Below are 26,714 nucleotides of genomic sequence, written 5' to 3' on the forward strand. Positions count from 1 at the left end.
GCGACCAGGCATCGCTGACCCGTGCCATGCAGCGCGTGAGGGCCACGACCCCGGCGGTTTATCGTAAAACGCAAAAACAGTCTGGGTAAAAAATCCCGTAGTTACCGACAATACTCCCCGAATCAGTTGCTCCAGACTTTACCCATAACGCTTTGGAGCGCGGATGAAATGTTTGCTGACCGATTACTGCTAAAGGGCATTGTCTACGGAGTTTGCGCGGGCCTGTGTTGGGGAGTGATCTTCCTCGGCCCCCAGCTCACCCCGGGGCTGAGCGGACTGCAATTCGCCGTTCTGAGATTTCTCTGCTACGGCGCGATTTCGGTGGCCTTGCTTATGCCCCGCTGGAGGCGCGTTTGCGCCAATCTCACTATCGCCGACTGGAAGTCACTCTTCTGGCTTAGCCTGATTGGGAACCTCATTTACTACACGCTAGTGGGCACCGGTGTGCAGTTGGTTGGCATTGCCACAACGTCTCTGATCGTCGGACTCATTCCCGTGTTCGTCACGCTGGCAGGTCGTCATGACGTCAACGCAATTTCTTTGCGCAAGCTAACTCCCTCGCTGTTCTGCGCTGTGGGCGGGGTCGTACTCATCAGCTGGCACGCACTGATCAACGGCGACAAGCCAGATATACTGACAAACGTGGCCGGAATTCTATGCGCAGCGGGCGCGTTAGTGACATGGAGTTGGTTCGCAGTGAGCAACGCTCGGCGGCTGGCTCAGGTAACCAGCGTTTCCGCCCATGACTGGGCACTGCTGACAGGGGTCATGACTGGCGCTCAGTCACTGCTTTTGGCGGTACCTGTCCTGGGCTGGCAGGTCGGAACGCATGACAACTCCGAATGGCTACACTTTGTCATGGTAGCCGGTGGCGTAGCGTTTTTATCTTCGGTTGTGGGTAATGCGTGCTGGAATCAGGCGAGCCGACTTCTACCACTGGCACTAAGCGGACAAGTGCTCGTGATTGAGACGTTAGCGGCGCTGGTTTTTGGATTTCTATGGGAGCATCGGCTGCCCGACTTACATGAAATTGCGGCGATTGCACTTCTGGTCACCGGTGTCTTGTGGTGTCTGAATTGTCATCGTACTCCCCGTCACTCTCCGGCTGTTTAACTCGTACAGAGATGCTATAGCGACAGGAATACTGACTACCCCTACCAGTTGTGATTAATTGGTCACCCACTATGCGGTAGCAACTGATCGATCTCACTCGCCCGGTGCGTCGGTAGGCGCGTGAGAACATCCTTCAGATACGCATATGGATCATAACCATTCAGCCGCGCAGACGGGATCAAGGTCATGATTGCCGCCGCCCGTTTGCCGCTGCGCAGTGATCCAGCGAAGAGCCAGTTTTCGCGCCCAAGAGCCCATGGCCTGATTTGGTTTTCGGCCCAATGGTTGTCAATGGGTACTGCCCCGTCATCGATGTAGCATGATAGCGCTGCCCAGCGTTTCAGGCTGTAATCGAGTGCTCTGCTGATGGCTGAGCCTTCGGGCACCAGATCGCGCTGGGCGCTCATCCAGGCATGGAGCATGTTCATCACCCGTACAGCTTTTTCTTGTCGTATTCGACGCCTTAAATCAGGCTCCAGATCGCGGACTTCGCTTTCGATTTCGTACAGAAACTGGATATAACGCAGGGCTTACTCGGAAGATGGATAGGTCGCAGAGCACACCCGCGAGTATTACCCAGGGGTGACCGTCCCACTTGGCGTCCACAAACTCTCCCTCGTAGGTTGCCCCTGGAATGTTCCCCCTGCATTCGAAATGCATACTGGCCGTTAATCAGCAGGTCACGGGTCATGCAGAGTGAATGCCTTCCGCAGAATGCTGCTCCCATGGTGGGCATGGTGACCAAGCCTCCACGAGCTTATCGATGAAGAGTCGAATTTTTGGAGAGAGGTGCCGCTTGCTAGGGTAGATCACCCGAATAGGCTCTGCGGCCTCTGCATACCCAGCGAGCAATTGAACAAGCTTGCCGCTCCTCAAATCGTCGTTCACCACGTAGGAAGGAAGAGTCGCGATGCCCAGGCCAGCTACAGCTGACTGGTGTAATGACTCAGCACTGTCCATCTGTAGCCTTCCACCATGAGTAACGGACACAGAGCTACCATTCACGCGAAAATTCCAAGGAAGCAATCTCCCACCACTCACGAAATGCAGGCACTGGTGCTCGGATAAATCCTCCGGCGTTTTAGGCTCGGCGTGCTCAGCCAAATATTTGGGGGAAGCGCAGGTAATCATTTGTTGGTAGGCCACAGTGCGCGTTAACAACCGAGAATCTTCCTTCGGTGGCCCGATGCGCATGGCCAAATCAAATCCCTCATCGATCAAATCGACCAGCCTGTCAGAAAAGGTGATATCCACGCTAAGGGAGGGCCAATCCTTAAGGCAGCACTCAATATGCTGAAGGACATGAAGTCTGCCCAGCGCAACCGGCAGACTCATCCGCAGTCGCCCACTGGGTGTCGAACGACGAAACGCAAGGGCATCCTCCACGTCGTCCAGATCCTGAAGAACGCCCACGCAGCGCTCATACAGAACCTGGCCGTCATCCGTCATGCTTAAACTGCGCGTAGTGCGATTCAGTAAACGTACCTGTAAACGAGCCTCGAGCCTGACTATCGACTTCCCCACTGCAGAGCGCGTAAGGCCAAGCTGTTTTGCCGCTGCAGTGAAGCTTCCAGCGTTTACCGAGCTCACAAACGCGGCAATGTCATTCAGGTTATGGAGTTCCATACGGCCTCGGTGGTCTCAACGTTCGGGCGGCTTAGCACCTGTTATGGGGAACCCTATTCCCCAATACTAAGCATAGCATCTCAATTAGCTAATCCACTCCCAACGATCAATTGAGGTCATTATGAACACTAAAGTCCAAGCAGCCGTCCAAACCTGGGCCAATAGCCTTAGCGATCTGGTACCCGTTCTTAAGGGAATCGATACCACGACAAAAATGAGCGACATCCGCGACTCTTACGCAAAAATGCTCGCGCAAAATCCAGCGCCAGCTGGCGTTAAATTCGAAGCAGTCGACATGGGTGGCGTACCCGGCACACTGGTTACTCCGGACGAGATCAAAACCGACGCGGTCGTGATGTACATCCACGGCGGCGCCTACATAGTAGGACGTCCAGACGGCTACCACGGTATCGGCGGCAACTACGCGAAAATGCTTGGTGCTCGTGTGTACATGCCGGACTACCGCCTCGCTCCTGAGCACAAGTTCCCAGCATCAATTGACGACACATTGCGCGCTTACGAATGGTTGCTTGAGCAGAAAATCCCGGCTAACAAAATTGCGTTCTCTGGCGAGTCGGCTGGCGGCGCAATGGTTGTAAGCGTCATGGTCGCGTCTAAATCGAAAGGGCTTCCATTGCCTGCGGTTGGCTCCTCCATCTCACCATGGGCGAACCTTGAACACACCGGTGCTTCCATGAGCAACCGCGAAGGTCTGGATCCTCTGAACTCCAAGCCTGTCTTGGACATCCTCGCCAGAGCATTCCTAGGCGACACATTGGCTAATCATCCTCTGGCCTCGCCTGTGTTCGCGGACGTCACCGGTCTTCCACCAATCTTGGTGCAGATCGGCGAGAACGAGCTGATGTTGAGTGATGCAATGCGCCTTGCAACTCACCTGGCTGATAACCGCGTTCGCGTAAACCTGGAAGTATGGCCTGCGATGTTCCACGCTTGGCACTTCTACGCCACCATCCTGCCAGAAGGTCAGCGGGCAATGGAGAGTTCGGTTCGCTTCATTGAGGCTGGCCTAGCCGACGCTAACCGCTAAAACGCAGAGCAACCGCGATAGCTTTCTAGGCTATCGTGGCTCTACCCATATTTTCTAAAACCCCTTGCCCATCCACTGCTAGTAGTCTGACAGCTCGCCTTGTCTAGAAACGTATTCATTTCTTGTGCTGCGCTATGCTGAGTTTCCCTGAAGGAGGCCACATCAATGCCAAAGGAATACTCGTTGTCGGATGTGCTGGAAAGGATGTACCAAAATCAGCTCGCTCTCGAAGCTGCACTCATGGAATTGACCCTCCATGTGGAGGCTCACGGACATGCGGATGTAGGAAACAACGTCCGTGGCGCCCTTGAAACCATTGGCGAAAACGCCGGACATATCAAGCAAGGTCTAGCCCGGCTCAAAAAACTCCCATGAGGCAGCCGCTTTTTGATTTTGATCTCAAACGTGTCTCACGCGAGCACTACGTCACAGGGAAAGCAGCCATCAACTTTCCGCATTCAGGAAGCACAACGGGTGGTTGGCATTACCTGTCCTACTTTGACCGAGTGTCCGGCGTAGCCAAGGTATCTCTCGCGGGTATTCACTATCCTGACACCACCGCCTTCTTTAGCGACCTGGGCATCATCGATGTCACTGAGCAAATGGCGAAGCCTGGCTGGTCTGTAGAAGGTCGACAGTTACACATGGCGGATCACTATCGAGCCGCCGCCGACATGATCAAGCGGTGGGCATTTAGTGAGTCTGCTAACTGCAATCTCGAGGTTGATGAGTGGTTCCCATCCCCATCAGAGAAACAACAACTCCTTAAGGTACTCGACGTGGCAGAGCCGGAGCTCTTCTAGGTTGGCAGGCTGCAGAAAGTGGAGGCTTGGCTAAGCTTGCAGTGAATACCGGCACGCAACCAGCAGCTTGGTGCGAACTGTACGAGGGCAATGGATATGCGCAAAAAATCCCAGTCATGGTTAGTCCCGCTTGTAATTCTCTTCGTGGTCTTTTGGGCAATAAGCAAGAAAGACACGCCTCCCGCTAAGGTTCCGCCCAACAAGCAGCCCACGCCGAACGCCTTAATTTCTGCTCCGCTACCAGCGATCCAGCCAGTACAGAGCGTACCAGTCGATCAGTTTGTAAATGCGGATAGGTTGAACCTGCGGAACCAGCCTGGAGGAAAGGTTATCTCGACCTTGAAACGTGGCGACAGGATTCAAGTCTTCGAAAAGAAAAATGATTGGGTTCGCATCAGCGTGGATGGTCAGCCAGCTAAATGGCTATCATCTAAAAGCCTCTGTGACGGGGCGAATTGCTACGCAGTCTCCAAGCAGGAACCAGTGCGTCAGACGAGACCTGCTCCTCAGCCTATTCCTCGGCAAACGCCGAGCTATGGATCCTCTTGCCCTTGTTCATCCGGAAACGTCTGTATCGGGCCTAGAGGCGGTCGGTACTGCATCACTTCTGGGGGGAACAAACGTTACGGTGTTTGACTCCATCTCCATCACAGCACACCAGTCCTAATGGGCTGCGGCGACTCGCAGGGAGCTAATGGGCACAGCGACCTCGATGGTGTAGTCCATAGCCACCATCCTATAATCCGTGCCTGCAATCTCCCCAGGAGCTAATCACTATGGAAGCGAATATGCCTCAGCCTTGGTACAACACTCGTCCAGCCCCCGTCTTCATGATCGTCTTCTACTGTTTCATCGTCCTGCTTCAAGCTGGCGTCTGGGTGGTGGAGGAAGGTTTCGAGCAAACTCGCTTTGGTGACATTTCTATCTCGGTGTTTCTCAATATCTGCGTAGTAGCGCTGCTGATGTTCGTTGGCGGCTTGATGCTATTAGCCAGGAAAAAGAGTAGTTCGCTTTGCTTCATTCTTGCCTTGGCGTTAGGTGTAACGTTTTCCATTAGCCGAATGGGCAGCGGTTCTATAGTCCACCTGCTCACCCTTCCGATGTTCAAGGAGTACGCTTTGGTTTTCGGGATCTGGGTTTACAGCCTTCAACTGCGCACCACCGGATACTTCTTATCGAAGTAAACTGCTGACCATCATCAACGTGGGTGCCGGTGTGAAAAAGAGCGAGCTTCCGGTAAAAACATGCCTTACGTGCGGCCTTCCTTTCACTTGGAGGAAGAAATGGGCCCGCTGCTGGGAGGAAGTTCGTTATTGCTCGGAGCGCTGCCGGCGCACAAAAAGTTGAGCCAAAAAAGGGCCATTAGGGGCCCTTTTCTATCAATAGAGATTACTTCGCGAGCCAAGACTCTACAGTCGCCGCGCCGTGCTCACTTTTCCAATCTTTCAAACCTTTGTGATTGCCGCCCTTCGTTTCGATGACCTCGCCGGTATGCGGGTTCTTATAGACCTTTACCTGACGGGCCTTACGCGTACCCGCTTTCGGCGCCGCTACCGGAGCGCGTCGACCGGCTTGCGGATCAAGCAGGTTGATCACGTCTTTTAAGCTGTAGCTGTATTTTGCGAGCAAATCGCGGAGCTTCGTTTCAAACTCAATTTCTTTCTTGAGGCCTGCATCGCCCTTGAGAGCTTCGAGCGCCTGGAGTTGTTCAGCTAGATGTTTTTCGAGTTGGCGGAATTCTGCGAGTTTGGACATGGGAGTTTCCTGAGTAATTAGTATTGTCACGTTACGAGAGAATAGACACTCGCAGGAAGGAGAAGACTCAACTCTTAGACCCCTATAAAATGCTGGGTGTTAACGCGCTATCGGTAGGAGCGTAAGCAAAAGCTGGAGGGAGGCAACAAGTTGAGCTCCCCTTCTGTCGCGTTACAGCTTGAAACGCGAAACGACAGTACGCAGTTGCCCAGCCAGCAGCGAGAGTTCTTCCGCAGTCACAGCGTTGTCCTCTATCCCCTCCATCAATGCAAGGCTACCGTTACGAATCTCGGTCACATTGCGATTTATATCCTCCGAGACGGCGTGCTGCTGAACCGCCGCGCTGGCTATCTGGGTGTTCATTCCTACGATTTGCTCAACGCCGTCATTGATTGCATCCAGGCTGGTAGAGGCCTGATCAGCGGATTCGATGCACTCCTGCGCGCGCAGTTTTCCCGTTTTCATTTGCTCGACGGCGTCGCCTGTTGCCAGTTGCAGCTCTTGGATAATCCGGCGGATCTCTTCAGTGGAGTTTTGTGTGCGCGAGGCCAGAGTTCTAACCTCGTCGGCGACCACCGCGAATCCTCGACCCTGCTCAGGCTTAGGCACAATCATCGGCCCCCTGGTAACTTCTCGTCATTACCTGACGCTGCAAAATGGTTGCTTACCATTGGCATGCTGCTGGGACGGCTGGAGATACTCACCGTCCTGGTACTCGTAAAACCGGTTTTTTGGAGGTATTAGTCCTATCAATGAATAGGTGAATACCCATGGGCGCGAAAAAAGCCTGTCGAGCGACTCCGCCAAAGCTGTTTGGAACGAGCTGCTTATTTGGTTAGTCTTGCGGTCAATACAGCGACTTCAAGAGGAGCTCCTCGGGTGATCAAGCCGATAATGCTGTTACGCCGAGGCTTCGCCTCCATACGCTGGCGCACCAGGGTATCGCTATGGATTGCAGCAACCATTGCTGGGCTGCTGGTGGTGGCTTTCGCTAGGCTGGCAGACATGGCCTTGGCGCAGTTTGCTCAACAGACCGCTGAGCGAGCGTGGCTTCCGCTTGTTTACACCCCAATGATCGGCATGCTCGTAGTCTGGCTGACAACGCGCTTTTTTGTGGGCGCCCAAGGTAGCGGAATTCCTCAGGTAATCGCAGCAACACGACTTGCGCGTCAAGGTAAGCCCATTAACAGACTGGTTTCATTGCGCATTGCTTTCGCCAAGATAAGCCTTGGAACTCTGGCGCTGACGGGCGGCTTTTCGGCGGGGCGTGAAGGCCCCTCAGTGCAAGTTGCCGCATCCATCATGCAATTCTTTCACCGCTTCCTGCCCAATGCGCGAATCGTGCGCAGCGAGGATCTCATTCTGGCGGGAGGTGCAGCGGGTATTGCGGCAGCATTCAACACGCCCTTGGCAGGGATCGCATTCGCGGTAGAAGAACTTGGACGCAAGCTGGAGACCCGTACCAGCGGGGTTCTTCTCAGCACCATTATCCTCTCTGGGATGGTTGCCATTGCCTTGCAGGGAAACTACAACTATTTCGGTCACTTCGGCATTCAGGACATAAACCTCGACATTGTCGTCCCGGCATTAGTCATAGGAATTGGATGCGGGCTATTGGGTGGTTTGTTTAGTCGAATGTTGTTATGGCCGCAGCGGCATCCACACTTCATCATCTGGCAATGGCGGCGCCTGCACCCGGTGTGGTTTGCCGGCATCTGTGGATTGGTCGTCGCCATCTTAGGTTGGTTGAGCGGCGGAATGTCGTTCGGTAGTGGGTACGGCATTACTTCTCAGGTCATCGCATCCGATGTAGTCCTGCCATGGCACGCCCCCATTACTCGCTTCTTAGCGACCGTAGTGACCTACTTCTCTGGTATTCCAGGAGGTATTTTCGCCCCCTCGCTCGCTGTAGGGGCCGCAGTCGGCGCCAATACCGCAGAGCTATTCCATCTGGCCGCGCAGCCCACTATTGCACTCTGCATGGTCGGATTTCTGGCTGCCGTTACTCAGTCGCCAATCACCTCCGCAATCATTGTGATGGAGATGATTAATAGCCACAGCATGGTGATCAGTCTCATGGCGGTAGCCCTGATCGCCAAGGCTGTCAGTTCAAGAATGGGCCCTGAGTTGTATCAGCAGTTGGCGCGAGGCTTTCTCGAGAGTGCAGAACCTGCCACTAAGCCAAAGATTCCTACTCGATAAGCCTACCGCGTGGTCGTTCTAGCCAGTGAGCTCAGTTTATCCTTCTCATGCTGCAGCGCTAACGTGTCCTCTGCACGAGTGATGAAGATCCACGTGCCTGCCGCATGCATCCTTAAAGATCGCTGGGTTTATTCCAGCGAGACTGATGCACCTGCATCGCTTTGCCTTTCAGTGCAGCGTTGGCGATGGAAGAAGATCGTAATCATCTATCCGATCCCTGCAATGACTGGATGTGTACGGCAACGTCTTTCAGCAGGCTTTTGAGTAGGTATTCACCCATTCCTAGCCCGCAGAAACTATATTCGCTAGCTCTTAAATCACTGTCGATTTCTCGGTGGAGACGTCTGTGTAGTCAGCTTACGATAGCGCGATCTGCATCAGTCTTCTCTCTCCGGGGCACCACTGAATGACGCCACTAAGTGCGGTTTTCCGCAACCTTCACCAAGATAATTTGTTGGTACTCGCCAACGTGAGCGATGCTGGCAGCGCACGTATTGTCGAGAGCGTAGGGAGTAAGGCAGTCGCGACCAGCAGCGCCGCCGTTGCTTGGGCGCATGGATACCAGGATGGCAATCAACTTCCCCTAAAACTGCTGACTACTACAGTTGAGTCAATGGTTCGAGTGCTTACAGTCCCCCTCACGGTCGATGTCGAAGGGGGCTATTCCGACGACCTTGAGTCGGTTGCTAAAGTTATTGACTGCGTAGTTAGGGCTGGAGCCGTTGGAATCAACATTGAGGACGGAACAGGCAGCACTGATCTGATTTTGCGAAAAATCGAAGTGGCAAAGAAGGTAGCAAACAAGCATGGAATAGACTTGTTCGTGAACGTACGAACTGACGTTTATCTGAGATGTTTGGTAGAGCCAGCGCGACAATTGCCAGAGACCCTCTTCCGTGCATCGCTGTTCGAGCAAGCAGGTGCAGACGGCATCTTTGCGGCTGGAATGGTTGAGGAAAACGACATTGCTACACTGTGCGAGGCAACGCGGCTACCCGTCAACCTGCTTGCCTGGAACGGCCAACCCGGCATGGATGAATTAACGAGTCTAGGCGTCAAACGGCTAAGCGCTGGTTCCAGCATTGCTGAATTCTTATGCGGCGCCAACAAGGCGTTCGCCAAGAGCTTCCTGCGAACGGGAAAGCTTTTCGAGTATCCATTGGACGCATATACCTACAGCGACCTGAATAACCTTATGGCAGCAAAAAAACACCTAAGCGAAAAGTTATCTTCGCCCTATTAATCTGTGATCCGCATGAAAATCGCCGCTGTTTTCCGCACCTCGAAAGCGATTTTCACACCCATTCGAAGACGAGGCTACGCTCTAATGAGATCTTACAATCCCGCTCTTCCGCCCAGAAGCGAGATGGTAAATGCGATGCTATGCAGCGACACCGCCTATGAAGGCGTTTTTTTCACTGCTGTCAAAACTACAGGTATTTTTTGCCGCCCTACATGTGGTGCACGTAAGCCAAAGCCCGAGAATGTAGAGTTCTTTTCGCAGGCCAACGAAGCGATGGCTGCAGGTTATCGGCCTTGCTTACGATGCAAGCCATTAGATCTCGCGGCTTCCGCGCCAGATTGGGTCAAGGGGCTACTGGCCTCTGTATCTGCATCACCTGACGCTCGCTGGAGTGATGCTGAACTAACTACGCGTGGTATCGATCCGTTACGCTTACGCAGGTGGTTCAAACAAAATTTTGGCATGACTTTTCATGCATGGATGCGCTCTAGAAGGCTCGGTGTCGCCCTAGGCCGGATTTCTTCGGGCGAAACCCTGGATAACACAGCATTTGACTTAGGATACGAGTCATTGAGTGGCTTTAGGGATGCTTTCAAAAAAACATTTCAAATGCCCCCCGGTAAGGCAACTGAAACGTCCCTCCTGCTTTATCGCCATCTGACTACACCGTTGGGCCCAATGATTGCCATGGCAGAGGAACGAGGTTTGGTACTCCTCGAATTTCTTGACCGTCCAGCGCTAACCGCTGAATTAAACGAACTGCGTGGGCGTCATGGGTATTCAATTGCGCCTGGCGAGCATCTCCACATCAAGCAAATCGAAGTGCAACTAAAACTTTATTTTGAGGGAAAGCTAAAGAAATTTTCAGTACCGCTCCATATGCCAGGCAGTTCTTTTGACAGGCTTGTGTGGGCAGAGCTTTTAAAAATCGACTATGGAACCATTTCAACCTACGGTGCCATCGCTGGGGCCATCGGTAAGCCAGGTGCAAGCCAAGCAGTGGGCAATGCAAATGGACACAATCGCTTATCCATTATCGTTCCCTGTCACCGTGTCATAGCGACGAATGGAGCACTCGCCGGATATGGCGGAGGACAGCCCCGAAAAGAATTTTTACTGCGTTTGGAGAAGACTGCTTTGCAGATAACTCAACAGGACGAATTCCTGTTGGATTAGCTGCTAATCGGAACATATGCAGACACAACTAAAGAGTTCCGGAAACAGCCCCTCCGAACTCCAGAACTAATGGCGTAAGTCACCACGTGTCAGCAGGTTAATTCCACATCACCTATTTCCCAACGGTGCTGGATTGAGTGATACGCGATGAGACATCCCGGGCTAACCACAAGACGTGTTGGACAGAACCTTACGATCAGCTATTGTCGCACCAGTTTAAGCTTGGCTTCTAACGTATCAGCGAGCGTTCTAAATGCAATCAATACTACGCTTCAGGACTATCACGTTTGGTCTGATGCTTTTTGCAAGCCAACCCCGTGCAGACTCACTGGTAAGCGAAGAACAACTCTTACTGCCCATCCAGGTTGACTCACATATTGAGAAAATCGAAGCATTAATCGTTCGTCCCGTAAAGGAGGGTAAGTACCCCATTGCACTGATTGTTAACGGCTCGGCGGCAACATCTCCGTCCGCCGCACATGCCGATTGGCTTGCTCATATCGCTCACGACTTTGCGCACCGTGGCTGGCTTGCCGCATCTATTGTATGGCCCGGCTATGGTCGTTCGACCGGAAACTTCATGAATGAAGGGGGAACTTGCACCAATCCCAACGTGGCACGATTTCTCGATGCGCATGGCAGAGAGCTTGGCGCCGCATTGGCGGCTGTGCGTGAGCGTCCAGATGTAGATCCATCCTTGGCAGTAGGTGTTGGTATCTCTATCGGCGGAGCGTCAATGCTAGACCTCGCGGCTCAACCAAGTCACCCATTGACGGCGGTAGTTAACATCTCTGGCGGCGTTTACCACTACACAAATGTGGGCTCTGCGGACTCTAATTGCTCGTTATATCAAACTGATCTTGTGCGAAACCTCACGAAATTTGGCAAAGGCAACCCAACGCCAACGCTCTGGATTTACGCCGAGAATGATCCGTTTTTCAGCCCAGATCTTGTAGGTCGGATGATCGCGGGCTACCGCTCGGCGGGAGGTAATGCTGAACTGGCGCTGCTACCCCCATTCGGTAGGGATGGGCACTCGCTCTACAAACAAGAGGCCAATACCCTTTTAAAGCCTCATATCGAAGATTTTCTCAGGAGCAACCGGCTTCCTGCCATGGACGACAGCGCATTAATGCTGCTGCTTTCGAAGCTGGCGCCCGAAGACCGTGCGAGCGCTGAGGCTTATCTTCAGAGCGTTACCGAGAAAGCCATGGCCATGTCCAAGGAAAGTAGCAGCATTTACTGGTACTACGGCGCGCGCTCACTCAAGACAGCACGAAAGCAGGCGCTTAGCAATTGTCGCAAGGCAACTGGCAAGCCCTGCCAGCTCGTTGCGCAAAATATGGAGTTGATTGATGGCTGGCAAGATGTGGTTTCCCCATCGGAGAAATGACGAGCTGCTTGGCGTATCGACCATATCGCACTGAGTAACCAACGCAAGCGGAGCGCGCAGGCTGGCACAGCCGAAGGCGTGAAGGATGGACGCCCGCAGGGCCGAGATACGGCGGGACGCGGGAGCTCGGTTCGCCACAGCCTGCCCGCGCACAGCGACTCGCCAACTGAAGTAAGTCAGTCAGATCTTGCGGCCCGACTCAGTAGCGCTAGAGAAGCCACCAACCCCACATCGGTAAACTCCCAAATTTTCCCACCAGGATAAGCAATCAAAATGGGGAGTGTATCGTAATGATAAATTGCGACTGCTGCTTTGCCAGCTCAGCGATACCTCCATTGCAGTGCGCCAGAGTAGTAGAGCACTGATCACAAGGTAGTCAGGCGATTAAGCTGCTCAACCGAAGGAAATCCCAGTGTCCGATAGCGACGTGGATAGCCCGCTTCTGTAGCCAGCAGATCGCCAAGCTCGGATTCAAGTTCACTCCAGGAGACGGTTTTGACTGTCGCTTCCCCACCCTCAACAGGTTCAACCAACGCGACGCGATCTGTCTTGGGCAACAGCGTCAGCACACCTTTTGTCCAGGCGCTCATCGATACCGTCTGGTTTGGTTGGTCAGCCATTTGGAAGAGGTTGTAGGAGGCGACGAAGATGTCGATGCCCTTTTCCAGATTGAGCTTGTCGAGCAACTCTTTCTGATTGGCATAATTACTCTGCAGCAGCAAATGCTCCAGTGTAACCAACCGACTGCTGACCCCTTCATCATCACAGTTAAACGGTATGATATCGCGACCTTCGTAGGTGTAAATATCGGTAGAGACAGCACGCCCCCTTTCAAGAGCCTAGAAAGCAAGCTCTACCTTCTGACGAATTCCCTGTTCGTCCTTGTCTCCAGTGACCATCAGGACGTCTCGACTGGGCACCATGAACACTGGCCGACCTTTAACTGGCACGCGCTGAAGGACATCTGGCAACAACACCCTGCTGGTGTCGTACCCATCCGCCCACTCCCCAGCGTATAGGCCTGGAATAATCTCTCCGAAGGCTTCGTTTGTCGTATCACGCAGGTTCTCGATGGAGATCTTTACCGCCTCTTCCATCGTCACACCCCAATGTGCTTCGGGGCCATTGGTAAGGGTGGCAGTGGACTCGGGCGAATCGACAGCAAGCAGAATAACGCAGTCTCGGCCCAAAGGCTGTGAAACATAATCGTACTGCTTGTCGCCATTTTTACGGGCGTGTTCCATTCGAATTTCTTCAAGCATGGCAAGGTTGCGAATCACCGGACGCAGCTGTGCTTTGACATTATCAAACACAGTCTCGGTTTTTCTACCCGCCTCTAACAGCGTCGATACGTATCCGGTCAGAACGGCGGATTTCTGTGCTTTGTCTGCATTTTGATAGTCGCGAAAGGCATTATGGAGATTGAAGTACGATCCATCCCCATGGCGGATGCGGAACTCGTTCTTCTCAAAATTCAGATTCTCGCTGAAGCCAGCTTTACGAGTCGAATCCATAAATTTTTTGGCAAATGCTTCATCAGTTAGCGGTCGATTGAAGAATTTGTCGAGCAGGGAAAAAAGCATGTACAGAATCCTTTTTGTCAGCAGGCAATTGTAAACAGCGGGAATTGGGCAGGCTTAAACTTGTTCAGAGCTTGGGACTGCTGCTCTCCATATCGACAGCTATCAGACGAAATTGACGTTACGTAGCGGAAAACGAGCAGCGCCAATCATGTGCCTGATTGTAGTGGATGTGTGGATACTGCCCTCCTCCGAGGCGGCAAAAAGCTCCAGACCTCTCACAAGCTTTGTTAACTATTCAGCCGGACTTTGGATGCGACGAAGCTCACTCCACGTAACGGAGCCAAAGATGCGTCCGACCGGAGATCGCCTGCGCAACTTTGGAAACACGTCCCTGTAGGTTTTCATCGCTAGTGTTATAGAGCGCACAGAAGTCTTTGGCTACGACGTTAGCAAGTGATGTATCAGGCGGTTCAGCACGAATGAAGCCGATGTAAGAAGCACCTACGCCCATCAACTCATAGCCATGCGCTTCTGAAAAACGACGCGCAACGGCAAAGTTTTTCGCGGGATCCAGATCCGAAGTGAAATAGCCATTCGGAAAAGCCGCGAGTGCCTGGCAGGACTGCTGAACGGGTACCAGGAGCGCTGAAAGGGGCTGCTCTAGAAGAGAGATAGGGTTGTTCTGGTAACCGATCCACTCCTGCAGGGCCTGCTGATCTAGCGTCAAACCATGAGTACAAGCATCCTCGAAAGACGTGGCTGCAACCATGGTCATGAAATTGCGAAGACAGATTGCGAACTCCTCTTTCGTAGTCGGATAGCCTATGTATTCACCATTCTCAAAGCACTCTGGAGGCAAGCCCGCTATGTCCTGCTCCGATGCATCGTCCATCCCTAAATTATTGCGCACATGTCCCGAGGTGTAGCGGGCTTGGTGCAGATCATCGAGCGAGAACAGAGGTTTAAAGCCTGGATGCGCCTCAGCAATCTTACGACGAGCTTCGGTCAGATCGTCAAAGCTGGTAATCCCGCTCACGCCGTACTCATCGCATGTACCTACAGACGGATTATCACGCTTGCCGTTACCGCGAAATTCGATATCCATAAACCGTGGCCTGCTCCATTTTGGTACTGAATTGAGTGAGTAATCCTAAGCGTTTCAGGATCATCATTGAAGGTCTGCCGCCAAGCGACAATAAGTCTTCCTGCCACCACATAGCAGCGCGCTACGCTAACTTTGACGTTCGCACTTCGAGGTAATGTTGATGTCCGAAACTGGCCTACCATGCAATTTCTAATCGACTCAGGGACGAAACTGATGACTACAGATCCATTATGTCTAGTCTTTGTGCCGGCTCTGGCGGCAGTGCTGCAAGCCGCCGAGGATAAAAAGTGCCAGCCGCTTACCGAGATTGAGGTGTGTGAAATCCGAGACAGATCCACCTGCATCGCTTTGCCTTTTAGCGCAGCCTTGGCAATGGAAGAAGATCGTGGTTATCCAGACATCGTCGCGGAGGACTGCTGGAATGAATGGCAACGTCTACGCTCCCAGTGATTTGCGCCTGTACCAAAACAATGCAGCCCTTCTGTGATCAGACAATCATCCGACTGTAAGCAACCGTTGCTCTCTGTCGGCCACGAGACGCTGGTAGCACACCGAGTACCTCCCTATCTGCCAAAAGTGAGTCATCCCCTCATGAACGAAGGTTGGCAAAACGGCGACTATTTCATCATCTTCACGGAGGATGAGAGCTTAGCTGCCATGAATGCCTACGGATTTGATCATCATCTTCCGGGGTACACGCTATTAGGTCTAAGAGGATGGGACGACTTTATCGTCATCAACTCTTCCGGAGTAATGTTTACCATTCCGACGCTGCCACTCGATGCGTCCTATGCCGCGCCGTTTGCCCTTCCCCAGCAGATTTCCCTTGAGCCGGACGAGCGTTTCGCTGGCAAGATCAAGTGGTATACGAAGCCCTTAGTCTTTGGGGGCGACCCGGCGGACAAAACAAATTTCGCATGGATCACTCACGAGCAACATGCTGAACTTGTCATCTGGTGGAACGAACAGTACAGGAGCGCCAAAGCACAGAGCTAGTGCAGTTTGCCCATAAAGCGGAAATCGCAACACATGCTCAAATGGCGTACTGAGGCACTCACGACTAGCCGAGACCCTATTTTTTTACCAGAGCTGCTGGGTGCTATCGATGAGTGTCCGTCTCCTCAGCCGGATAAAACTCGCCTTCCTTCCCCATCTTTTCCAGCCGTTCGCGCACCATCGACTCAACGTTGGCCACAGCAGCGTGATCGCCAGGGTTGAACACCTTCACGCAAAGACGTCTGACATTCTGATCGTGGGTGCCCTCGCTCATCATCTCGTGGGTGAAGACCTGTTCGCCACGCCATAGGCATAGCTGGGTATGAGTCCCGCCGAGCCATATCTCGTTGATTGATCTCAGGTCAGTGGTCGCCAGTTGATCGACGGTGATTGTCTTATCCATTGCACTGTACCTTACCCGTGAGTAGACACAGGTAGACTTACAGGCATAGCGGGTCGTTCCAAGCGTCTGCAGCTCAACCGCGCCAATGGTGGAAAGTACGCCCCGGATCAACGTCGGACAATTGAAGGCGCAAGTACGAACAGACAAGGGGAATCCCATGACTGACCCGCCTGGTTTTACATGCAGATGGCCGCGCTTGGATAAACCTTAACCCACCCTCCCCTGTCCAATACTGCCCGCTCAATAATCAGCACAGCACGGAAGAAAAGCACCGGCTTCAGACGCATTCCGGCACAGTTCACGACGGCGTGCTGCCTATGGAACGACTGACAGCTATCGGCCAGAGGCAGACATTGGATAGGGGTTTAGTTTGTAAATGTCGCTGTGCACTTGAGTTGAGGTTAGTCGGATTCTTCAACATCTCCGGTTCAGCTGGGACAGCTCGTATCGGCCATTTGCTCACGATGCATCGTGAGAGTTTAAATCTCCTAGGTGTTTAGTGCTCAGTTGTGGTGAAACCACTCCCCAAATGCAGATAAGAACCCTTAGATAAACATGCTAACCACACGCTCAAACTCCAATGTAGCCTCCCCCCCCTGCTCGAATATTTTGACAATGGGCCTGTAGCTATCAGAAATTTTGTATTGTTTAAGCAGCCCTTTTTTCGTGTCCCTGTATTCGATAACGACTTTATGCTTCAAGAGGATAGGCAGCAGCTTTCCGGTATATATACGTGCCCGAACATCTTCTTGCTTTTTCGGATAGAAGTTACCTTGCTCATGGAATATCTTGAAAAACTGCATAAGCCGGCCTTTTAATTCGGCGCGCTCATCAACGGCTTCTTCTTCGCGCCTGGCAATATGGATAGAGATATCCGATATATCACAGCTTGGATCAAAAGTATTCGGAAAAGTATTGATTCGAACACCCGCACGCGGCTCTAAATCAATGAATGAGGAAGAAATAAATCTTGTTGCCTCATCCATAGGGCAATCCCAGAAGTATTCATATCCCTCAAAGTACGATGATTGTATAGTTTTTCCACGAAAGTCGAAGATTGGCTTGGCTTTATCTGATCCACTCAACCCTACGATATGTACTCCTTCCAAGAAGTCCCCATTCAAAAATATTTCTTGTAGCAACTGGGTGCTGGTTTCTATATCGAGACTATTTCGCTGGCGCCATTTCAATGTCAGCAGCAGAGTTAGTGCGCCAGAAATCGCTCCTCGTAACATCGGCATCTCGGGCACATCTTCCTTAGACAGTCTGGTTTTCAGGGCCTCAACAGTCTCTAGTATTAGGATTAAAAAATCCTCGCTGAACAAGACACGATCTGAGATAGAGCGGCTGAACGCATTGTCAAAACCGACGTAACTATGCAATATATCTATGACTTGATCACCCATTGCATTGACGTCAGCACTAATTAAGTATCTGACAAGATAAAGCGCTTTGAAATAGTCGTAAAAAAAATCATATCTAAAGTACAGCTTATTATCCGCGCACGACAATAACGGATGGCCGGTAAGTTTTTCTACAAACTCGTCGTTAACCTGTAAAGATGTCGATTTTTCAAATGCAGATTTCACATCGTACAGGCTGATATACCCAGGCTTAGATACGGAAAAATCCATGAGAAAATTGATCTGAGTATCAATATCATAATTGTTTAGTTTTTTTATCTCGCGACCACACACACTCCCTACTAGGTAATCGTTGGAAACTTGAGGATTAAGAATTTTACTAGGGGTTACAAGCCGAACATCTTCATCGCCAAACTCTTCTTCATGCTTTATCAGATAGGCGATTAAATCAAGAATATACGGAATGTAGATCGCCTCACCAACATCCACCATACCTTTTTTGAGGGCAAGCTTATCCGCCATATCCATAGCACGGCTAACCTTAGGTCGTTTGCTGTTGAACGCTTGCCTGAAAAACTCTTCCGCCAAGTTCTCATTGAACGGCAGAAGAGTGATTTCTTTGACTACTTCATCGCGATCTACATCGCGCCAGAAATTATCTCGACAAGTAACGACAATTTTTCCTCGTTCCATATTATCGGAATAACTTCCAACAATTGAAGAAATGAACGAGGCGATATCGAACCTGGATCCAAGTTTTGCAATAACCTCGTCGATACCATCAAGAACGATCACGAGGCTTCCGTTGTCTACGGATAAACGAAGTAGATCTTTGCTGAAGCTCTTTGTAACAAGTTCTTCGCGTTGTTTCTGTGCTGCGTAAAAGTCATAAAGATCATCAATCTTTTTTTCTGCCCTAGCGGCACGGGTTAAGCTATCAATTATTTCAGTAGAATCAATAAACATTAAACCGACGTCCTTGTCGGCCTTGTTGATGTTGTCTAAAAATTGCTTAACGAGAGTGGTTTTACCAATACCCCCGTAACCTTTTACAACCATAAGGGGGGATGCTGGACACGCATACCAATTATCAAGAGCCTTGAGCGCCGAATTATGACCTTCAATCATTTCATCTGTAAGGCTTTCCACGAATATCGGCAGATTATATCGCTCAAAGCCCCGTATGAAGTCGCCATATAAGAAGTTTAGGCCGAACTCTTCAATAAAGTAAACGTGATTGCTGCCGAATACTTGGGCGATATTCTCTTTCCTCTTCTCCTTATCTTTGATCGCAGGAGAGTCGGTCAAAATTATTAGGGGGCTGCCCTGGCTAAGATAACCATTTTTCTTAATGTGGGCGCTGGTCTTTCCTTGGCTGGCGTGTTCGTGCAAATAAAGAAAAAACTTCGACCCCCCCAATGCCTCGCTAATTTTAAACAGTTCATACACGATGTTGTTATTCCAATCTTTCTCAATTATTGGAAAACCCACATCAATTGACCAGCTTGCATTTTTTTCAATATAGAGTTGAACCGTTTTGCAAATACTGCGATCTCTTTTGGGAATGACCGCATCGCCTTGCAATTCCACCTGGATTTTATATTTTTCAAATTGAGCTTCTAGCTCTGAAATCTCTCGAGGATCCGCGATTCTAATCGAGTCGCTATTTTGACCCTTTCTTACGAGCACTGCCCCCGAATCTAGCGTCCTTGTTTTAGTTGTAAGTTCACTTTTGAGTTGTACAAGGCGTCGAGGTGAAGGAATCTTGATAACCAACAGTTGCTTGCCGGTTATGGTTATCGCCTCTATCTCGAGATCAAGTGGCGGATAATTAAGTAGCTGTTCAAGCCGAGAGATTATCTTGCGCCTGAACTGTCTAAGATCTCGCAAAGCCGAGATTTGCTCGAAACCGACATCAAATAATTCTCGAGTCTCTTCGCAAACCCCAATAATTAGATATCTTTCGTGACCCGCATATTCTAGGTAGGCATTACATAGGCTGGTGAGATCTTTATAAAATTCACCCCATTTAGGGCCCAGATCTCCATCACCGGTTGTGGATGTCCAATACCATTCGCGCTTGAACTCTAAAATAGGAGATTCGTCAAGTTCGATTAAGCTTTCGATGACCGCCGGTTCAATCATGTTCTGTCCCTAGAATTAGCACTCCTACGATGTCAAAATAGTATCATTAATGTTCTGAGCAGGGTAGACGCAGCACACGAGGCGGGGAGCGGAAGCGGTCGCTATCACCCGAACTCTGCCTTTTAGCCAACGGCAGCTTCGGGTCGAAAGTCGTCAATCGCGAAGCGCAGCTATTGGCCGGGAGCTGCGGTACGCGACTGAAAGCTTCCGGCCCAAAAAAGCGGCTCCGAATCGCCGAATGAAGGCTAAAAAACCTGATCACCTATCACTATGATGGGTGCTCCGAAGGTTACATCAGATAGCCGAGTAGCCTCAGCTAATGCCCGTAAAGGGGCAGGCAAATCGAAAAGTGTCAGTGGATTCAGTTGGCGGCATTGCAGCTCATACCCCCTCAAGGCCTGGCGTGAATCGCGATGAACGCCTGACCAGTCGTACGCGAAGAACCCACGTTTGGCAAATTCAACGAAAGCGTTTACGCCAGCCCTGGCAGTGACCCGATCTACATCGGACACCTCCGGCAATGAAAGGACAAGTTCTTCGGAGTTTTCGACGGAGGGCATTGCTGAATCAGGAACCGGCCCCGGCCCCCCAGTAGTGAAGAGCGCAACCTGCCCGACGGCGTCGGTGGCCACCCATCCAACATCAAAGTCCTGGAGAACGAAGGGAGCCACCATTTGCGCCTACTTTATAAAAAGGGACGAGTTGATTTCCTAACTCTACTTGCCAGCCCAGAGTGTGTAAAAGCGCGTCGGCAAACTCTTAAAGCGGGAAGAAATTCGACGAGTTCATTGCCCCAGCTTTAAACATCCGGTTCTGGCCGATTACTGCCCGCTACGACAGGCAGAAATCGGCCAATAGCGGAAAATTGGTGACCAGAAAAGTCGAAAGAGGAACGAGCCACCGAGATTGCGGCGACTACGCCCTATCTATTCGCCCGGAGTAGCAACCCTGCTTGGCATTGTGAACGTGAATGTAACTAACCCCTGGATCAGCAAACATCCGAGTAACAACAGGTTCTATCGCTATTCCATCTACGACGTCGGCATTGAGCATCATCCCATCATCAGTGGATGCACGAAGTGATAGCAGACGGATTCGCATAGACTCGGGTATCTGATCGACTGCGTCATAAGCTTGCGTAGTTGCTGTCGCAAGTCGACACCATGGGCAAGAAGATCAACCGCGATCAAACGGTGATCGAGAAACTGACACACGAGATTGCCCAACTTAAGCGTTTGAAGTTTGCCAAGCGTAGCGAGCAGATGAATCCTGAGCAGGCCAGCCTGCTAGATGACCTGATCGATACCGATATCGCGGCGATTGAAGCAGAGCTTCAGGCCTTGCAAACAGTGCCAGTGGCGACCGAGAAAAAGCAAAAGCCCAAGCGCACTGCATTGCCACCAGAGTTTCCACGCACGTTGATCCATCACGAACCTGACAATACTCACTGCCAATGCGGCTGCGCACTCAAGCGTATCGGCGAGGACGTCAGCGAGAAGCTGGACTACACGCCTGGCGTCTTTACCGTCGAACGCCATGTCCGTGGTAAGTGGGTCTGTGATGACTGCGAAACACTGATCCAGGCGCCGGTTCCGGCGCATGTCATTGATAAGGGCATCCCCACCGCTGGGCTGCTTGCCCACGTCATGATCGCGAAGTTCGCTGACCATCTGCCCCTTTACCGTCAGGAATCGATCTTCGGTCGAGCGGGCTTGGCGATTCAACGTTCAACGTTGGCTCAATGGGTTGGCGTTACTGGCGTCCAATTGCAGCCTCTGGTCGATGCGCCACGCGACGTGGTACTCAGGCAGCAGGTCATTCACGCCGATGAAACACCGGTACAGATGCTCGCTCCGGGCTCGAAGAAAACCCACCGTTCTTATGTGTGGGCCTACGCTACCAGCCAGTTCTCGGACTTGGCAGCGGTGGTTTACGACTTCAGCCCTAGCCGTGCCGGAGAACATGCTCGCAACTTCCTGAAAGACTGGAAGGGCAAGCTGGTCTGCGACGATTTTGGTGGTTACAAGGCCAGTTTTGAACTTGGCGTAACAGAGATCGGCTGCATGGCCCATGCCCGGCGCAAGTTCTTCGAATTGCACGCTACTAACAAGAGTCAGCTCGCCGAGCAGGCCCTGCGTTACATACAGTTGCTGTACGAAATCGAGAGCGAAGTCCGCGACCTGGCGCCGGATTTACGGTGCCGAATACGGCAAGAAAAAGCCGTACCGGTGATGGATATGCTGCATGCCTGGATGATCGCCCAGCGTGATCTTGTGCCCGAAGGTTCTGCTATCAGCAGAGCACTCGATTACAGCCTTAAACGCTGGGCAGCGCTGTCGCTCTACCTCGCTGACGGGGCTGTACCCATTGACAACAACTGGGCCGTGAACCAGATCCGGCCGTGGGCTCTTGGACGAAAGAACTGGCTCTTTGCAGGGGTCGCTACGCAGTGGAAAACGGGCAGCAGCGATCATGAGTTTGATCCAGTCGGCACGTCTGAATGGTCATGATCCGTACGCCTATTTGAAGGATGTTCTTACGCGACTGCCGACTCAGCGGGCGAGTGAAATCGAACAGTTGCTGCCGCATAAGTGGAATCCCATCAAGGCGACTATTTTCCAAGCGCCCAACTGTTAGGAGAGAACCATCAAGGCTTTATCAATTGTACGGCCCAGTGGCGGTCGAATCGCTTCTGGCGAGAAAACCCTCGAAGTTCGTCGTTGGTATCCAGACTTGGATCCTTTCGAGGATCTACTGATTGTCGAAAACGGGAGGTTTCTTCATAACGATGGTGACGAAGACGATAACGGTATTGCCGTCGCAATTGTGCGCGTGAAAGCCGTGCGCCCATTCGTCCTCGCTGACATGCAAGCGGCCTGTGCAAGTTATTTTGAAGACGGCTCGCATGGGAGTTGAGTGACTTAAGACCAGTCACACACTCAGTGGCCATCCGATCGGCGCGGGGAATCTACGAGGTAGACTTCTTGCTTCCAGACAAACGCTGATCATTAAGCAAGACGTGTTGAGCAGACGCTTACAGCAGACCTGCCCAGGGTACGACCTGATCCATCTCGGCAAAGAAGCGTTCGCGGCGGGTTTGCTTGCGCTTGCCGGCGTACTCGAAGTCGGAAAAGCTCATCTGGCTCATGGGAGGCTCGGATCAGGTGGTCAGGCGATTTTCGCATACCCGGGACTTGTTCGGAGATGCCCTAGGAGTCTGAGATGACGCCAGAAAATACAGTCTATCGACCTCCAAATGCCGATGGAAACCGGAGTCGAATTCTTAGAGCTAGTCTCGCGCTTGCAAGCCAGCGGAAAGTATCCCGGGCTGGGGACGCTGTTTGAGCACATACAGTCAGAGCTAAACGACAGCATCGAATTCGTAGCTTCCGGGAGTCCTTGGTGGAGAGCCAGACAAGCCAAAAAATTGAAGGCAGGGCCCAGTATCTCGTTCTGAACAGTGGCACTGCATGTAGAATCCAACTCCAGTAGACATGACGTGAGACACGCATCATGGGTTAACCACACGTTCGAAGACAGCGCCCACCCCATCCCGGCTTTGCACGACCATCCGCTCTTTCGGCTTTGGCTCATTACCAACTTTAACCGGGCTCATATCCTTAGGTAAAATCAGTTGCTTTGTGGATAGCTCGCCGCCCAGGCCGAGAACAAAAGCCTCATAGACCTCTCTAAGCGTATCAATATGGCAAAACGGTCGCATGACCCAGCCTCCTTGATCGCCCAGATCAAAAAACCTGCTAGCCCCTGTATAGACCATGCCGATACCGCCAATCTCCACAGTCCTTTGCGCCACTAGGCCAAATTGTGCTTTAGCACTTTGCTGCGTTTGCTGGTCATTAATTAAGAAACCCGCAATTTCGTACAGACCCAGCAAAAACAAAACATTAGTAAAGTTTACCTTTTGAACGGCCTTAATTGCGGAGAATGAAGAGCTTGGATCGTCGGGGGATAACGCTATGCCCGCACCGTTTCCGACAGCTGGCACCACCCCTTTACGAAACCTGCCGTACGCAGTAACCAAACCCACTCCTGTATGGTTAGGATCCAGCACCGAGGCTATCACTCTCCCTTCGGTGGGCAGCCCTCCGGGTTTAAACGCCGCATTTCTATTTGGATAGATCTGGCGTTTCCATTCACCTTTTGCAATCGACCCGATCTCAGAAAACGGTCGAGATGAGCCTTTCGCATCGACGAGACAAACATCAGTGTCTGAAGCAAAGATGAAGTCCGGCGCCGGAGTTGCACGCCCCGGTACAGCGGACGGTGGGAAAAAGTCCTCCCAATGTCCTTCCCAAGCATAGCCTAGGTGCTGCATCTCCCAATACGCGAGAGACGCTCCCACTACACCCTTGATGGTAGTCCCAACGAAATCCTTAGCGTTATTAAAGTTCCCATGCAGACTCAACCGTCCAAGTGGAACAGAGGGTGCGTCAGGCCTCAAATAACAAAGCGCCGCACTTCCTAATCCAAGACCAGCTAGCTGCCCTCGCAGGCCTAACCGCTTCCCCATTATCGACGATCGAGTTGATCCATATAAAAAATGGGCCGGGTGCAAATTCATGGGTGCGCTGGTCACCGCAGATGGGGCTTCCCAGACCGCGTTTGTCTTGACATGCTTCAATCTATAATGCTCGTAGCCAGGAATATCCTTGCCCCTGGAAAACCACATCTGCCTATCTCCGTTAATTCATCCAAAAAAATTGCGTGCAAACAATATCATATCGACATCATTCAACAATGGGTATAGGGCTCGCAGCAGAGAATGCAGCATCGCGCAGTCAAGCCTTCATGCTGGCATTGATCCATAACGACCCACTTATTCCGGCGGTAGGTAAAGCTTTTCCACAGGCGTGGTGGATCGACTTCCCCGTCAGGACAGAGGAAGAACGTCACCATCAAAAGTGAAATCCGTTCAAAGTGATTCTTTAGCCGGTTTTCGTTTGAATTTCGATGATGGATTTGCCTTAGAGGTGTTTCCCGACAGCTCGGTAGACGAAGACTGGAGGCTTCTTGACCGAATCGATGGTGAGCACTTCGTCATCGTTGCTGGGGGGTTGGAAACCTGATGGTCGGATCGGGGGAGTGCTGAGGACGCAGCTCTGAGCGGAAACGTACGCTGGTTGACGTGTCAAGACGCCTTCCCCGTACGCTTACAATTGAGTTGAACAGACCGAGATATGAAATGGTTGCGGTGCTCTCCGGTAAGCGCACCAGCGGCTCTACATCGGTAGTGGTCGAACGTCGGTCGCCCCAGACGGCATTCGAAACCAGCCTCTTCAAGGGCGGCTTTCGCGAGCCGAGCCGCCGGGGGGGCTCGGCCCTTCGGGCATTCATCCTTCACACCTACGGGCTTCGGCATGCGCGCACCGCTCGCGATGGAACGCGCCAGTCCTCGTTAATCTGTAACCTGCGGGCAAGGGTTAAAAACCTCGGTTACGTCGAGTGTTGTATGCCACGGGATGGCAGTGCCTGACACCATTCCGCCTACGGTTTGCTTTCGACCCGACTTGCGCACATATCCGCCATCCGTCCCAGTGAAGACGTGCTGCCCTGGCTTCGTCAGATAATCAAAGAAACTGACTTTCACAGGCACATTCATTTGCCCACCCGGCGTAATGACGGCGAGCATGACCGCTCGGTCTTTGGTGAATACAACAAACGGTTCGACTCCAGTGCGACCACCAACTGTCTTCACGCACTGCACTTGTTCTGGGAGGATGCGTGCGGTTTCAGTGTAGGTGTGGTTGTTGTAGAGGCTGAGGATCAGGCCTTTGCTGGTCAACACTCCCAGGCCTTGAGTGGCCCTGCAGCTGCCTTCGCTTCCATATGGGAACAAGCACCAGTTAGTTTCCGATACGGCTTGAATATCCGATGGTGCAATTTTCAGATCGCGCTGGATTTGGGCTTTTGACTCCGGCGTGTCGTAAGGGATCATGACGCATCCGCCGACTGTCACTGCTGCGATGAGGCCTATGGCCGCAGCTACGTTTTGAACTGATGATTTGAAGGTGTTCATTGTTCGCTCTCCTTGCTGTATTACCACCACTGGAAGGCTGTGGCGATTTTCGTAGCGAACCTTACGGCATGGGCGAAAAGCAGTCATCCTCGTGCTGATAACTGGATCGGTAGATGACTTGATTGGACGCTTACCTATTTCTGACCGATTGCTGCACCCTGGCAAAATCGTACGCAATACCTTGCTCAAAGAGCGAGCAACTCAACGCTCGAGCCTGTCGTCACTCTCCTCCGACATTTTGGTACTCGCTTTCATCGCAGATAGCGTCGGCTTGGCAGCAGCGATGACAAGGCGCCATTGAGGGAGCGCAATTGCCGCAGCGTCGTTCTCTATGAGTTCAGGTGTTGCTTCGCAAAAATCCTCGATGGCTGCGCTTACATTTACCAAAAAAACGCTCTGCATTGGAGTGAACCCCTGATCGACGAAGTATCCTTTTGGCGACGGAGTTGGCACCCAATCTTCCCATGAATTGATTAACTCATTCATACCACACCGAGGTGGCTCATTCTCGCACTCGATCAGCCACTCAAGTAGCTCGACAATTCGATTTCGTATTCGTTGGTAGACAAGCTGTCTGGTCATAATTTCACGTCTGGTTGAATCGTCATCCGCCCCAAATGAGGACAATTTTAGCCTTAATCCAGTGCCTGCCCCTGGTCAAAAACGGGCCTAACCTATGAGGCCGTCAGCTCAGTTGAACAGGCCGAGATATGTGATGGTTGCAGTGCTCTCCGGCAAGCGCACCAGCGGCTCTACTTGGGTAGAAGTCGAACGACGGTCAC

The 26,714-nt window shown here is 51.9% G+C and carries 25 protein-coding genes and 6 pseudogenes; 17 read left to right on the forward strand and 14 right to left on the reverse strand.

Features of this window, described 5'->3' with window-relative positions:
* A pseudogene (locus BFP92_RS32100) lies at window positions 1–89 on the forward strand (AraC family transcriptional regulator); the annotation flags it as partial.
* A 79-nt stretch (window positions 90–168) separates the two neighbouring features.
* Entirely contained in the window at window positions 169–1,113 is a 945-nt protein-coding gene (locus BFP92_RS21080; RefSeq protein ID WP_065930951.1) for a DMT family transporter, read from the forward strand.
* Between the two features lie 62 nt (window positions 1,114–1,175).
* On the opposite strand, the pseudogene BFP92_RS21085 reads toward BFP92_RS21080, so the two are convergent.
* Window positions 1,176–1,652: pseudogene (locus tag BFP92_RS21085) on the reverse strand (transposase); the annotation flags it as partial.
* Window positions 1,653–1,800: 148 nt separating this feature from the next.
* Window positions 1,801–2,739, reverse strand: a complete 939-nt coding sequence (locus tag BFP92_RS21090) for a LysR family transcriptional regulator (RefSeq protein ID WP_027620513.1) — start codon at window positions 2,737–2,739, stop codon at window positions 1,801–1,803.
* Window positions 2,740–2,860: 121 nt separating this feature from the next.
* On the opposite strand from BFP92_RS21090, the gene BFP92_RS21095 reads away from it, so the two are divergent.
* The 6 genes from BFP92_RS21095 to BFP92_RS30635 all read left to right on the forward strand — a co-directional run bounded on the left by BFP92_RS21095 (window position 2,861) and on the right by BFP92_RS30635 (window position 5,937).
* Window positions 2,861–3,787: an alpha/beta hydrolase gene (locus BFP92_RS21095; protein WP_065930953.1), complete on the forward strand. Its 927-nt coding sequence runs from the start codon at window positions 2,861–2,863 to the stop codon at window positions 3,785–3,787.
* A 165-nt stretch (window positions 3,788–3,952) separates the two neighbouring features.
* The gene (locus BFP92_RS21100; protein ID WP_065930954.1) at window positions 3,953–4,162 is read left to right on the forward strand and encodes a hypothetical protein; all 210 of its coding nucleotides are present in this window, start codon (window positions 3,953–3,955) and stop codon (window positions 4,160–4,162) included.
* Complete coding sequence (locus BFP92_RS21105; protein WP_065930955.1) at window positions 4,159–4,590, forward strand: hypothetical protein; 432 nt, start codon at window positions 4,159–4,161, stop codon at window positions 4,588–4,590. Before BFP92_RS21100 ends, BFP92_RS21105 begins: the two co-directional genes overlap by 4 nt.
* Before the next feature lie 96 nt (window positions 4,591–4,686).
* Window positions 4,687–5,226 (forward strand): SH3 domain-containing protein, encoded by a 540-nt coding sequence (locus tag BFP92_RS30630; protein WP_122528496.1) that lies wholly within the window; start codon window positions 4,687–4,689, stop codon window positions 5,224–5,226.
* Between the two features lie 140 nt (window positions 5,227–5,366).
* The gene (locus tag BFP92_RS21110; protein WP_003191434.1) at window positions 5,367–5,774 is read left to right on the forward strand and encodes a hypothetical protein; all 408 of its coding nucleotides are present in this window, start codon (window positions 5,367–5,369) and stop codon (window positions 5,772–5,774) included.
* Between the two features lie 31 nt (window positions 5,775–5,805).
* Window positions 5,806–5,937, forward strand: coding sequence for a DUF2256 domain-containing protein (locus BFP92_RS30635; RefSeq protein WP_083221774.1), 132 nt, complete (start codon window positions 5,806–5,808; stop codon window positions 5,935–5,937).
* A 42-nt stretch (window positions 5,938–5,979) separates the two neighbouring features.
* Here BFP92_RS30635 and BFP92_RS21115 read toward each other — a convergent pair whose 3' ends face one another.
* Together BFP92_RS21115 and BFP92_RS21120 are read right to left on the reverse strand one after the other, a co-directional pair.
* On the reverse strand, window positions 5,980–6,345 hold the full coding sequence (locus BFP92_RS21115) for a histone-like nucleoid-structuring protein, MvaT/MvaU family (protein WP_003191435.1): 366 nt from the start codon (window positions 6,343–6,345) through the stop codon (window positions 5,980–5,982).
* A gap of 171 nt (window positions 6,346–6,516) precedes the next feature.
* Window positions 6,517–6,942, reverse strand: a pseudogene (locus BFP92_RS21120) (methyl-accepting chemotaxis protein); the annotation flags it as partial.
* Window position 6,943: 1 nt separating this feature from the next.
* Here BFP92_RS21120 and BFP92_RS31410 point away from each other — a divergent pair.
* The 5 genes and pseudogenes from BFP92_RS31410 to BFP92_RS21140 form a co-directional block, all read left to right on the forward strand.
* Window positions 6,944–7,089, forward strand: a pseudogene (locus BFP92_RS31410) (potassium transporter TrkH); the annotation flags it as partial.
* A 135-nt stretch (window positions 7,090–7,224) separates the two neighbouring features.
* The gene (locus BFP92_RS21125) at window positions 7,225–8,547 is read left to right on the forward strand and encodes a chloride channel protein (RefSeq protein ID WP_003191437.1); all 1,323 of its coding nucleotides are present in this window, start codon (window positions 7,225–7,227) and stop codon (window positions 8,545–8,547) included.
* Between the two features lie 406 nt (window positions 8,548–8,953).
* A complete protein-coding gene (locus tag BFP92_RS21130) occupies window positions 8,954–9,790 on the forward strand; it encodes an isocitrate lyase/PEP mutase family protein (protein ID WP_003191438.1) in 837 nt (278 codons plus the stop codon).
* An 84-nt stretch (window positions 9,791–9,874) separates the two neighbouring features.
* On the forward strand, window positions 9,875–10,966 hold the full coding sequence (locus tag BFP92_RS21135) for a bifunctional transcriptional activator/DNA repair enzyme AdaA (RefSeq protein WP_065930956.1): 1,092 nt from the start codon (window positions 9,875–9,877) through the stop codon (window positions 10,964–10,966).
* 253 nt (window positions 10,967–11,219) lie between these two features.
* Entirely contained in the window at window positions 11,220–12,359 is a 1,140-nt protein-coding gene (locus BFP92_RS21140; RefSeq protein ID WP_003191440.1) for a hypothetical protein, read from the forward strand.
* A 365-nt stretch (window positions 12,360–12,724) separates the two neighbouring features.
* On the opposite strand, the gene BFP92_RS32105 is transcribed toward BFP92_RS21140, so the two are convergent.
* From BFP92_RS32105 to BFP92_RS21150, 3 genes are all read right to left on the reverse strand, one after another.
* Window positions 12,725–13,081 (reverse strand): hypothetical protein, encoded by a 357-nt coding sequence (locus tag BFP92_RS32105; RefSeq protein WP_239694293.1) that lies wholly within the window; start codon window positions 13,079–13,081, stop codon window positions 12,725–12,727.
* A gap of 117 nt (window positions 13,082–13,198) precedes the next feature.
* Window positions 13,199–13,942, reverse strand: a complete 744-nt coding sequence (locus BFP92_RS32110; RefSeq protein WP_239694294.1) for a DUF1444 family protein — start codon at window positions 13,940–13,942, stop codon at window positions 13,199–13,201.
* A 262-nt stretch (window positions 13,943–14,204) separates the two neighbouring features.
* Window positions 14,205–14,987, reverse strand: coding sequence for a DUF4253 domain-containing protein (locus BFP92_RS21150; RefSeq protein ID WP_065930957.1), 783 nt, complete (start codon window positions 14,985–14,987; stop codon window positions 14,205–14,207).
* Between the two features lie 213 nt (window positions 14,988–15,200).
* Here BFP92_RS21150 and BFP92_RS30640 point away from each other — a divergent pair, with 213 nt between their 5' ends.
* Together BFP92_RS30640 and BFP92_RS21155 are read left to right on the forward strand one after the other, a co-directional pair.
* Window positions 15,201–15,437, forward strand: coding sequence for a hypothetical protein (locus BFP92_RS30640; protein WP_083221779.1), 237 nt, complete (start codon window positions 15,201–15,203; stop codon window positions 15,435–15,437).
* Window positions 15,438–15,578: 141 nt separating this feature from the next.
* Window positions 15,579–15,983, forward strand: a complete 405-nt coding sequence (locus BFP92_RS21155) for a hypothetical protein (RefSeq protein ID WP_239694295.1) — start codon at window positions 15,579–15,581, stop codon at window positions 15,981–15,983.
* Window positions 15,984–16,086: 103 nt separating this feature from the next.
* Here BFP92_RS21155 and BFP92_RS21160 read toward each other — a convergent pair whose 3' ends face one another.
* From BFP92_RS21160 to BFP92_RS30645, 3 genes are all read right to left on the reverse strand, one after another.
* Window positions 16,087–16,386, reverse strand: a complete 300-nt coding sequence (locus BFP92_RS21160) for a hypothetical protein (RefSeq protein ID WP_065930959.1) — start codon at window positions 16,384–16,386, stop codon at window positions 16,087–16,089.
* A 545-nt stretch (window positions 16,387–16,931) separates the two neighbouring features.
* Window positions 16,932–19,895: a P-loop domain-containing protein gene (locus BFP92_RS21165; protein WP_065930960.1), complete on the reverse strand. Its 2,964-nt coding sequence runs from the start codon at window positions 19,893–19,895 to the stop codon at window positions 16,932–16,934.
* 915 nt (window positions 19,896–20,810) lie between these two features.
* Window positions 20,811–20,996 carry a DUF1203 domain-containing protein gene (locus tag BFP92_RS30645; protein ID WP_239694296.1) on the reverse strand — a complete coding sequence of 62 codons (186 nt, stop codon included), beginning with the start codon at window positions 20,994–20,996 and terminating at the stop codon, window positions 20,811–20,813.
* A gap of 41 nt (window positions 20,997–21,037) precedes the next feature.
* Between BFP92_RS30645 and BFP92_RS21175 the strand changes: the two are divergent.
* A pseudogene (locus BFP92_RS21175) lies at window positions 21,038–22,532 on the forward strand (IS66 family transposase).
* Between the two features lie 48 nt (window positions 22,533–22,580).
* Complete coding sequence (locus BFP92_RS32115) at window positions 22,581–22,811, forward strand: ASCH domain-containing protein (protein WP_239694305.1); 231 nt, start codon at window positions 22,581–22,583, stop codon at window positions 22,809–22,811.
* 121 nt (window positions 22,812–22,932) lie between these two features.
* Here BFP92_RS32115 and BFP92_RS31415 read toward each other — a convergent pair.
* The 4 genes and pseudogenes from BFP92_RS31415 to BFP92_RS21195 all read right to left on the reverse strand — a co-directional run.
* A pseudogene (locus tag BFP92_RS31415) lies at window positions 22,933–23,043 on the reverse strand (IS5/IS1182 family transposase); the annotation flags it as partial.
* Window positions 23,044–23,406: 363 nt separating this feature from the next.
* Window positions 23,407–24,585: a hypothetical protein gene (locus BFP92_RS31420; protein WP_139114096.1), complete on the reverse strand. Its 1,179-nt coding sequence runs from the start codon at window positions 24,583–24,585 to the stop codon at window positions 23,407–23,409.
* A gap of 726 nt (window positions 24,586–25,311) precedes the next feature.
* Window positions 25,312–25,932 carry a hypothetical protein gene (locus BFP92_RS21190; protein WP_065930964.1) on the reverse strand — a complete coding sequence of 207 codons (621 nt, stop codon included), beginning with the start codon at window positions 25,930–25,932 and terminating at the stop codon, window positions 25,312–25,314.
* Window positions 25,933–26,133: 201 nt separating this feature from the next.
* Window positions 26,134–26,418, reverse strand: a complete 285-nt coding sequence (locus BFP92_RS21195) for a hypothetical protein (RefSeq protein ID WP_003191463.1) — start codon at window positions 26,416–26,418, stop codon at window positions 26,134–26,136.
* Window positions 26,419–26,714 lie beyond the last annotated feature (296 nt).

The organism is Pseudomonas sp. 58 R 3 (assembly GCF_900006605.1).
Taxonomy (GTDB): domain Bacteria; phylum Pseudomonadota; class Gammaproteobacteria; order Pseudomonadales; family Pseudomonadaceae; genus Aquipseudomonas; species Aquipseudomonas salomonii.

Excerpts from the sequence above, each read along its gene's own strand:
- BFP92_RS21080 (WP_065930951.1), top strand. The coding sequence starts at position 169 with ATGTTTGCTGACCGATTACTGCTAAAGGGCATTGTCTACGGAGTTTGC.
- BFP92_RS21090 (WP_027620513.1), bottom strand. The coding sequence starts at position 2,739 with ATGGAACTCCATAACCTGAATGACATTGCCGCGTTTGTGAGCTCGGTA.
- BFP92_RS21095 (WP_065930953.1), top strand. The coding sequence starts at position 2,861 with ATGAACACTAAAGTCCAAGCAGCCGTCCAAACCTGGGCCAATAGCCTT.
- BFP92_RS21100 (WP_065930954.1), top strand. The coding sequence starts at position 3,953 with ATGCCAAAGGAATACTCGTTGTCGGATGTGCTGGAAAGGATGTACCAA.
- BFP92_RS21105 (WP_065930955.1), top strand. The coding sequence starts at position 4,159 with ATGAGGCAGCCGCTTTTTGATTTTGATCTCAAACGTGTCTCACGCGAG.
- BFP92_RS30630 (WP_122528496.1), top strand. The coding sequence starts at position 4,687 with ATGCGCAAAAAATCCCAGTCATGGTTAGTCCCGCTTGTAATTCTCTTC.
- BFP92_RS21110 (WP_003191434.1), top strand. The coding sequence starts at position 5,367 with ATGGAAGCGAATATGCCTCAGCCTTGGTACAACACTCGTCCAGCCCCC.
- BFP92_RS21115 (WP_003191435.1), bottom strand. The coding sequence starts at position 6,345 with ATGTCCAAACTCGCAGAATTCCGCCAACTCGAAAAACATCTAGCTGAA.
- BFP92_RS21130 (WP_003191438.1), top strand. The coding sequence starts at position 8,954 with ATGACGCCACTAAGTGCGGTTTTCCGCAACCTTCACCAAGATAATTTG.
- BFP92_RS21135 (WP_065930956.1), top strand. The coding sequence starts at position 9,875 with ATGAGATCTTACAATCCCGCTCTTCCGCCCAGAAGCGAGATGGTAAAT.
- BFP92_RS21140 (WP_003191440.1), top strand. The coding sequence starts at position 11,220 with ATGCAATCAATACTACGCTTCAGGACTATCACGTTTGGTCTGATGCTT.
- BFP92_RS32110 (WP_239694294.1), bottom strand. The coding sequence starts at position 13,942 with ATGCTTTTTTCCCTGCTCGACAAATTCTTCAATCGACCGCTAACTGAT.
- BFP92_RS21150 (WP_065930957.1), bottom strand. The coding sequence starts at position 14,987 with ATGGATATCGAATTTCGCGGTAACGGCAAGCGTGATAATCCGTCTGTA.
- BFP92_RS30640 (WP_083221779.1), top strand. The coding sequence starts at position 15,201 with ATGACTACAGATCCATTATGTCTAGTCTTTGTGCCGGCTCTGGCGGCA.
- BFP92_RS21155 (WP_239694295.1), top strand. The coding sequence starts at position 15,579 with ATGAACGAAGGTTGGCAAAACGGCGACTATTTCATCATCTTCACGGAG.
- BFP92_RS21160 (WP_065930959.1), bottom strand. The coding sequence starts at position 16,386 with ATGGATAAGACAATCACCGTCGATCAACTGGCGACCACTGACCTGAGA.
- BFP92_RS21165 (WP_065930960.1), bottom strand. The coding sequence starts at position 19,895 with ATGATTGAACCGGCGGTCATCGAAAGCTTAATCGAACTTGACGAATCT.
- BFP92_RS30645 (WP_239694296.1), bottom strand. The coding sequence starts at position 20,996 with ATGCGAATCCGTCTGCTATCACTTCGTGCATCCACTGATGATGGGATG.
- BFP92_RS31420 (WP_139114096.1), bottom strand. The coding sequence starts at position 24,585 with ATGTGGTTTTCCAGGGGCAAGGATATTCCTGGCTACGAGCATTATAGA.
- BFP92_RS21190 (WP_065930964.1), bottom strand. The coding sequence starts at position 25,932 with ATGAACACCTTCAAATCATCAGTTCAAAACGTAGCTGCGGCCATAGGC.
- BFP92_RS21195 (WP_003191463.1), bottom strand. The coding sequence starts at position 26,418 with ATGAATGAGTTAATCAATTCATGGGAAGATTGGGTGCCAACTCCGTCG.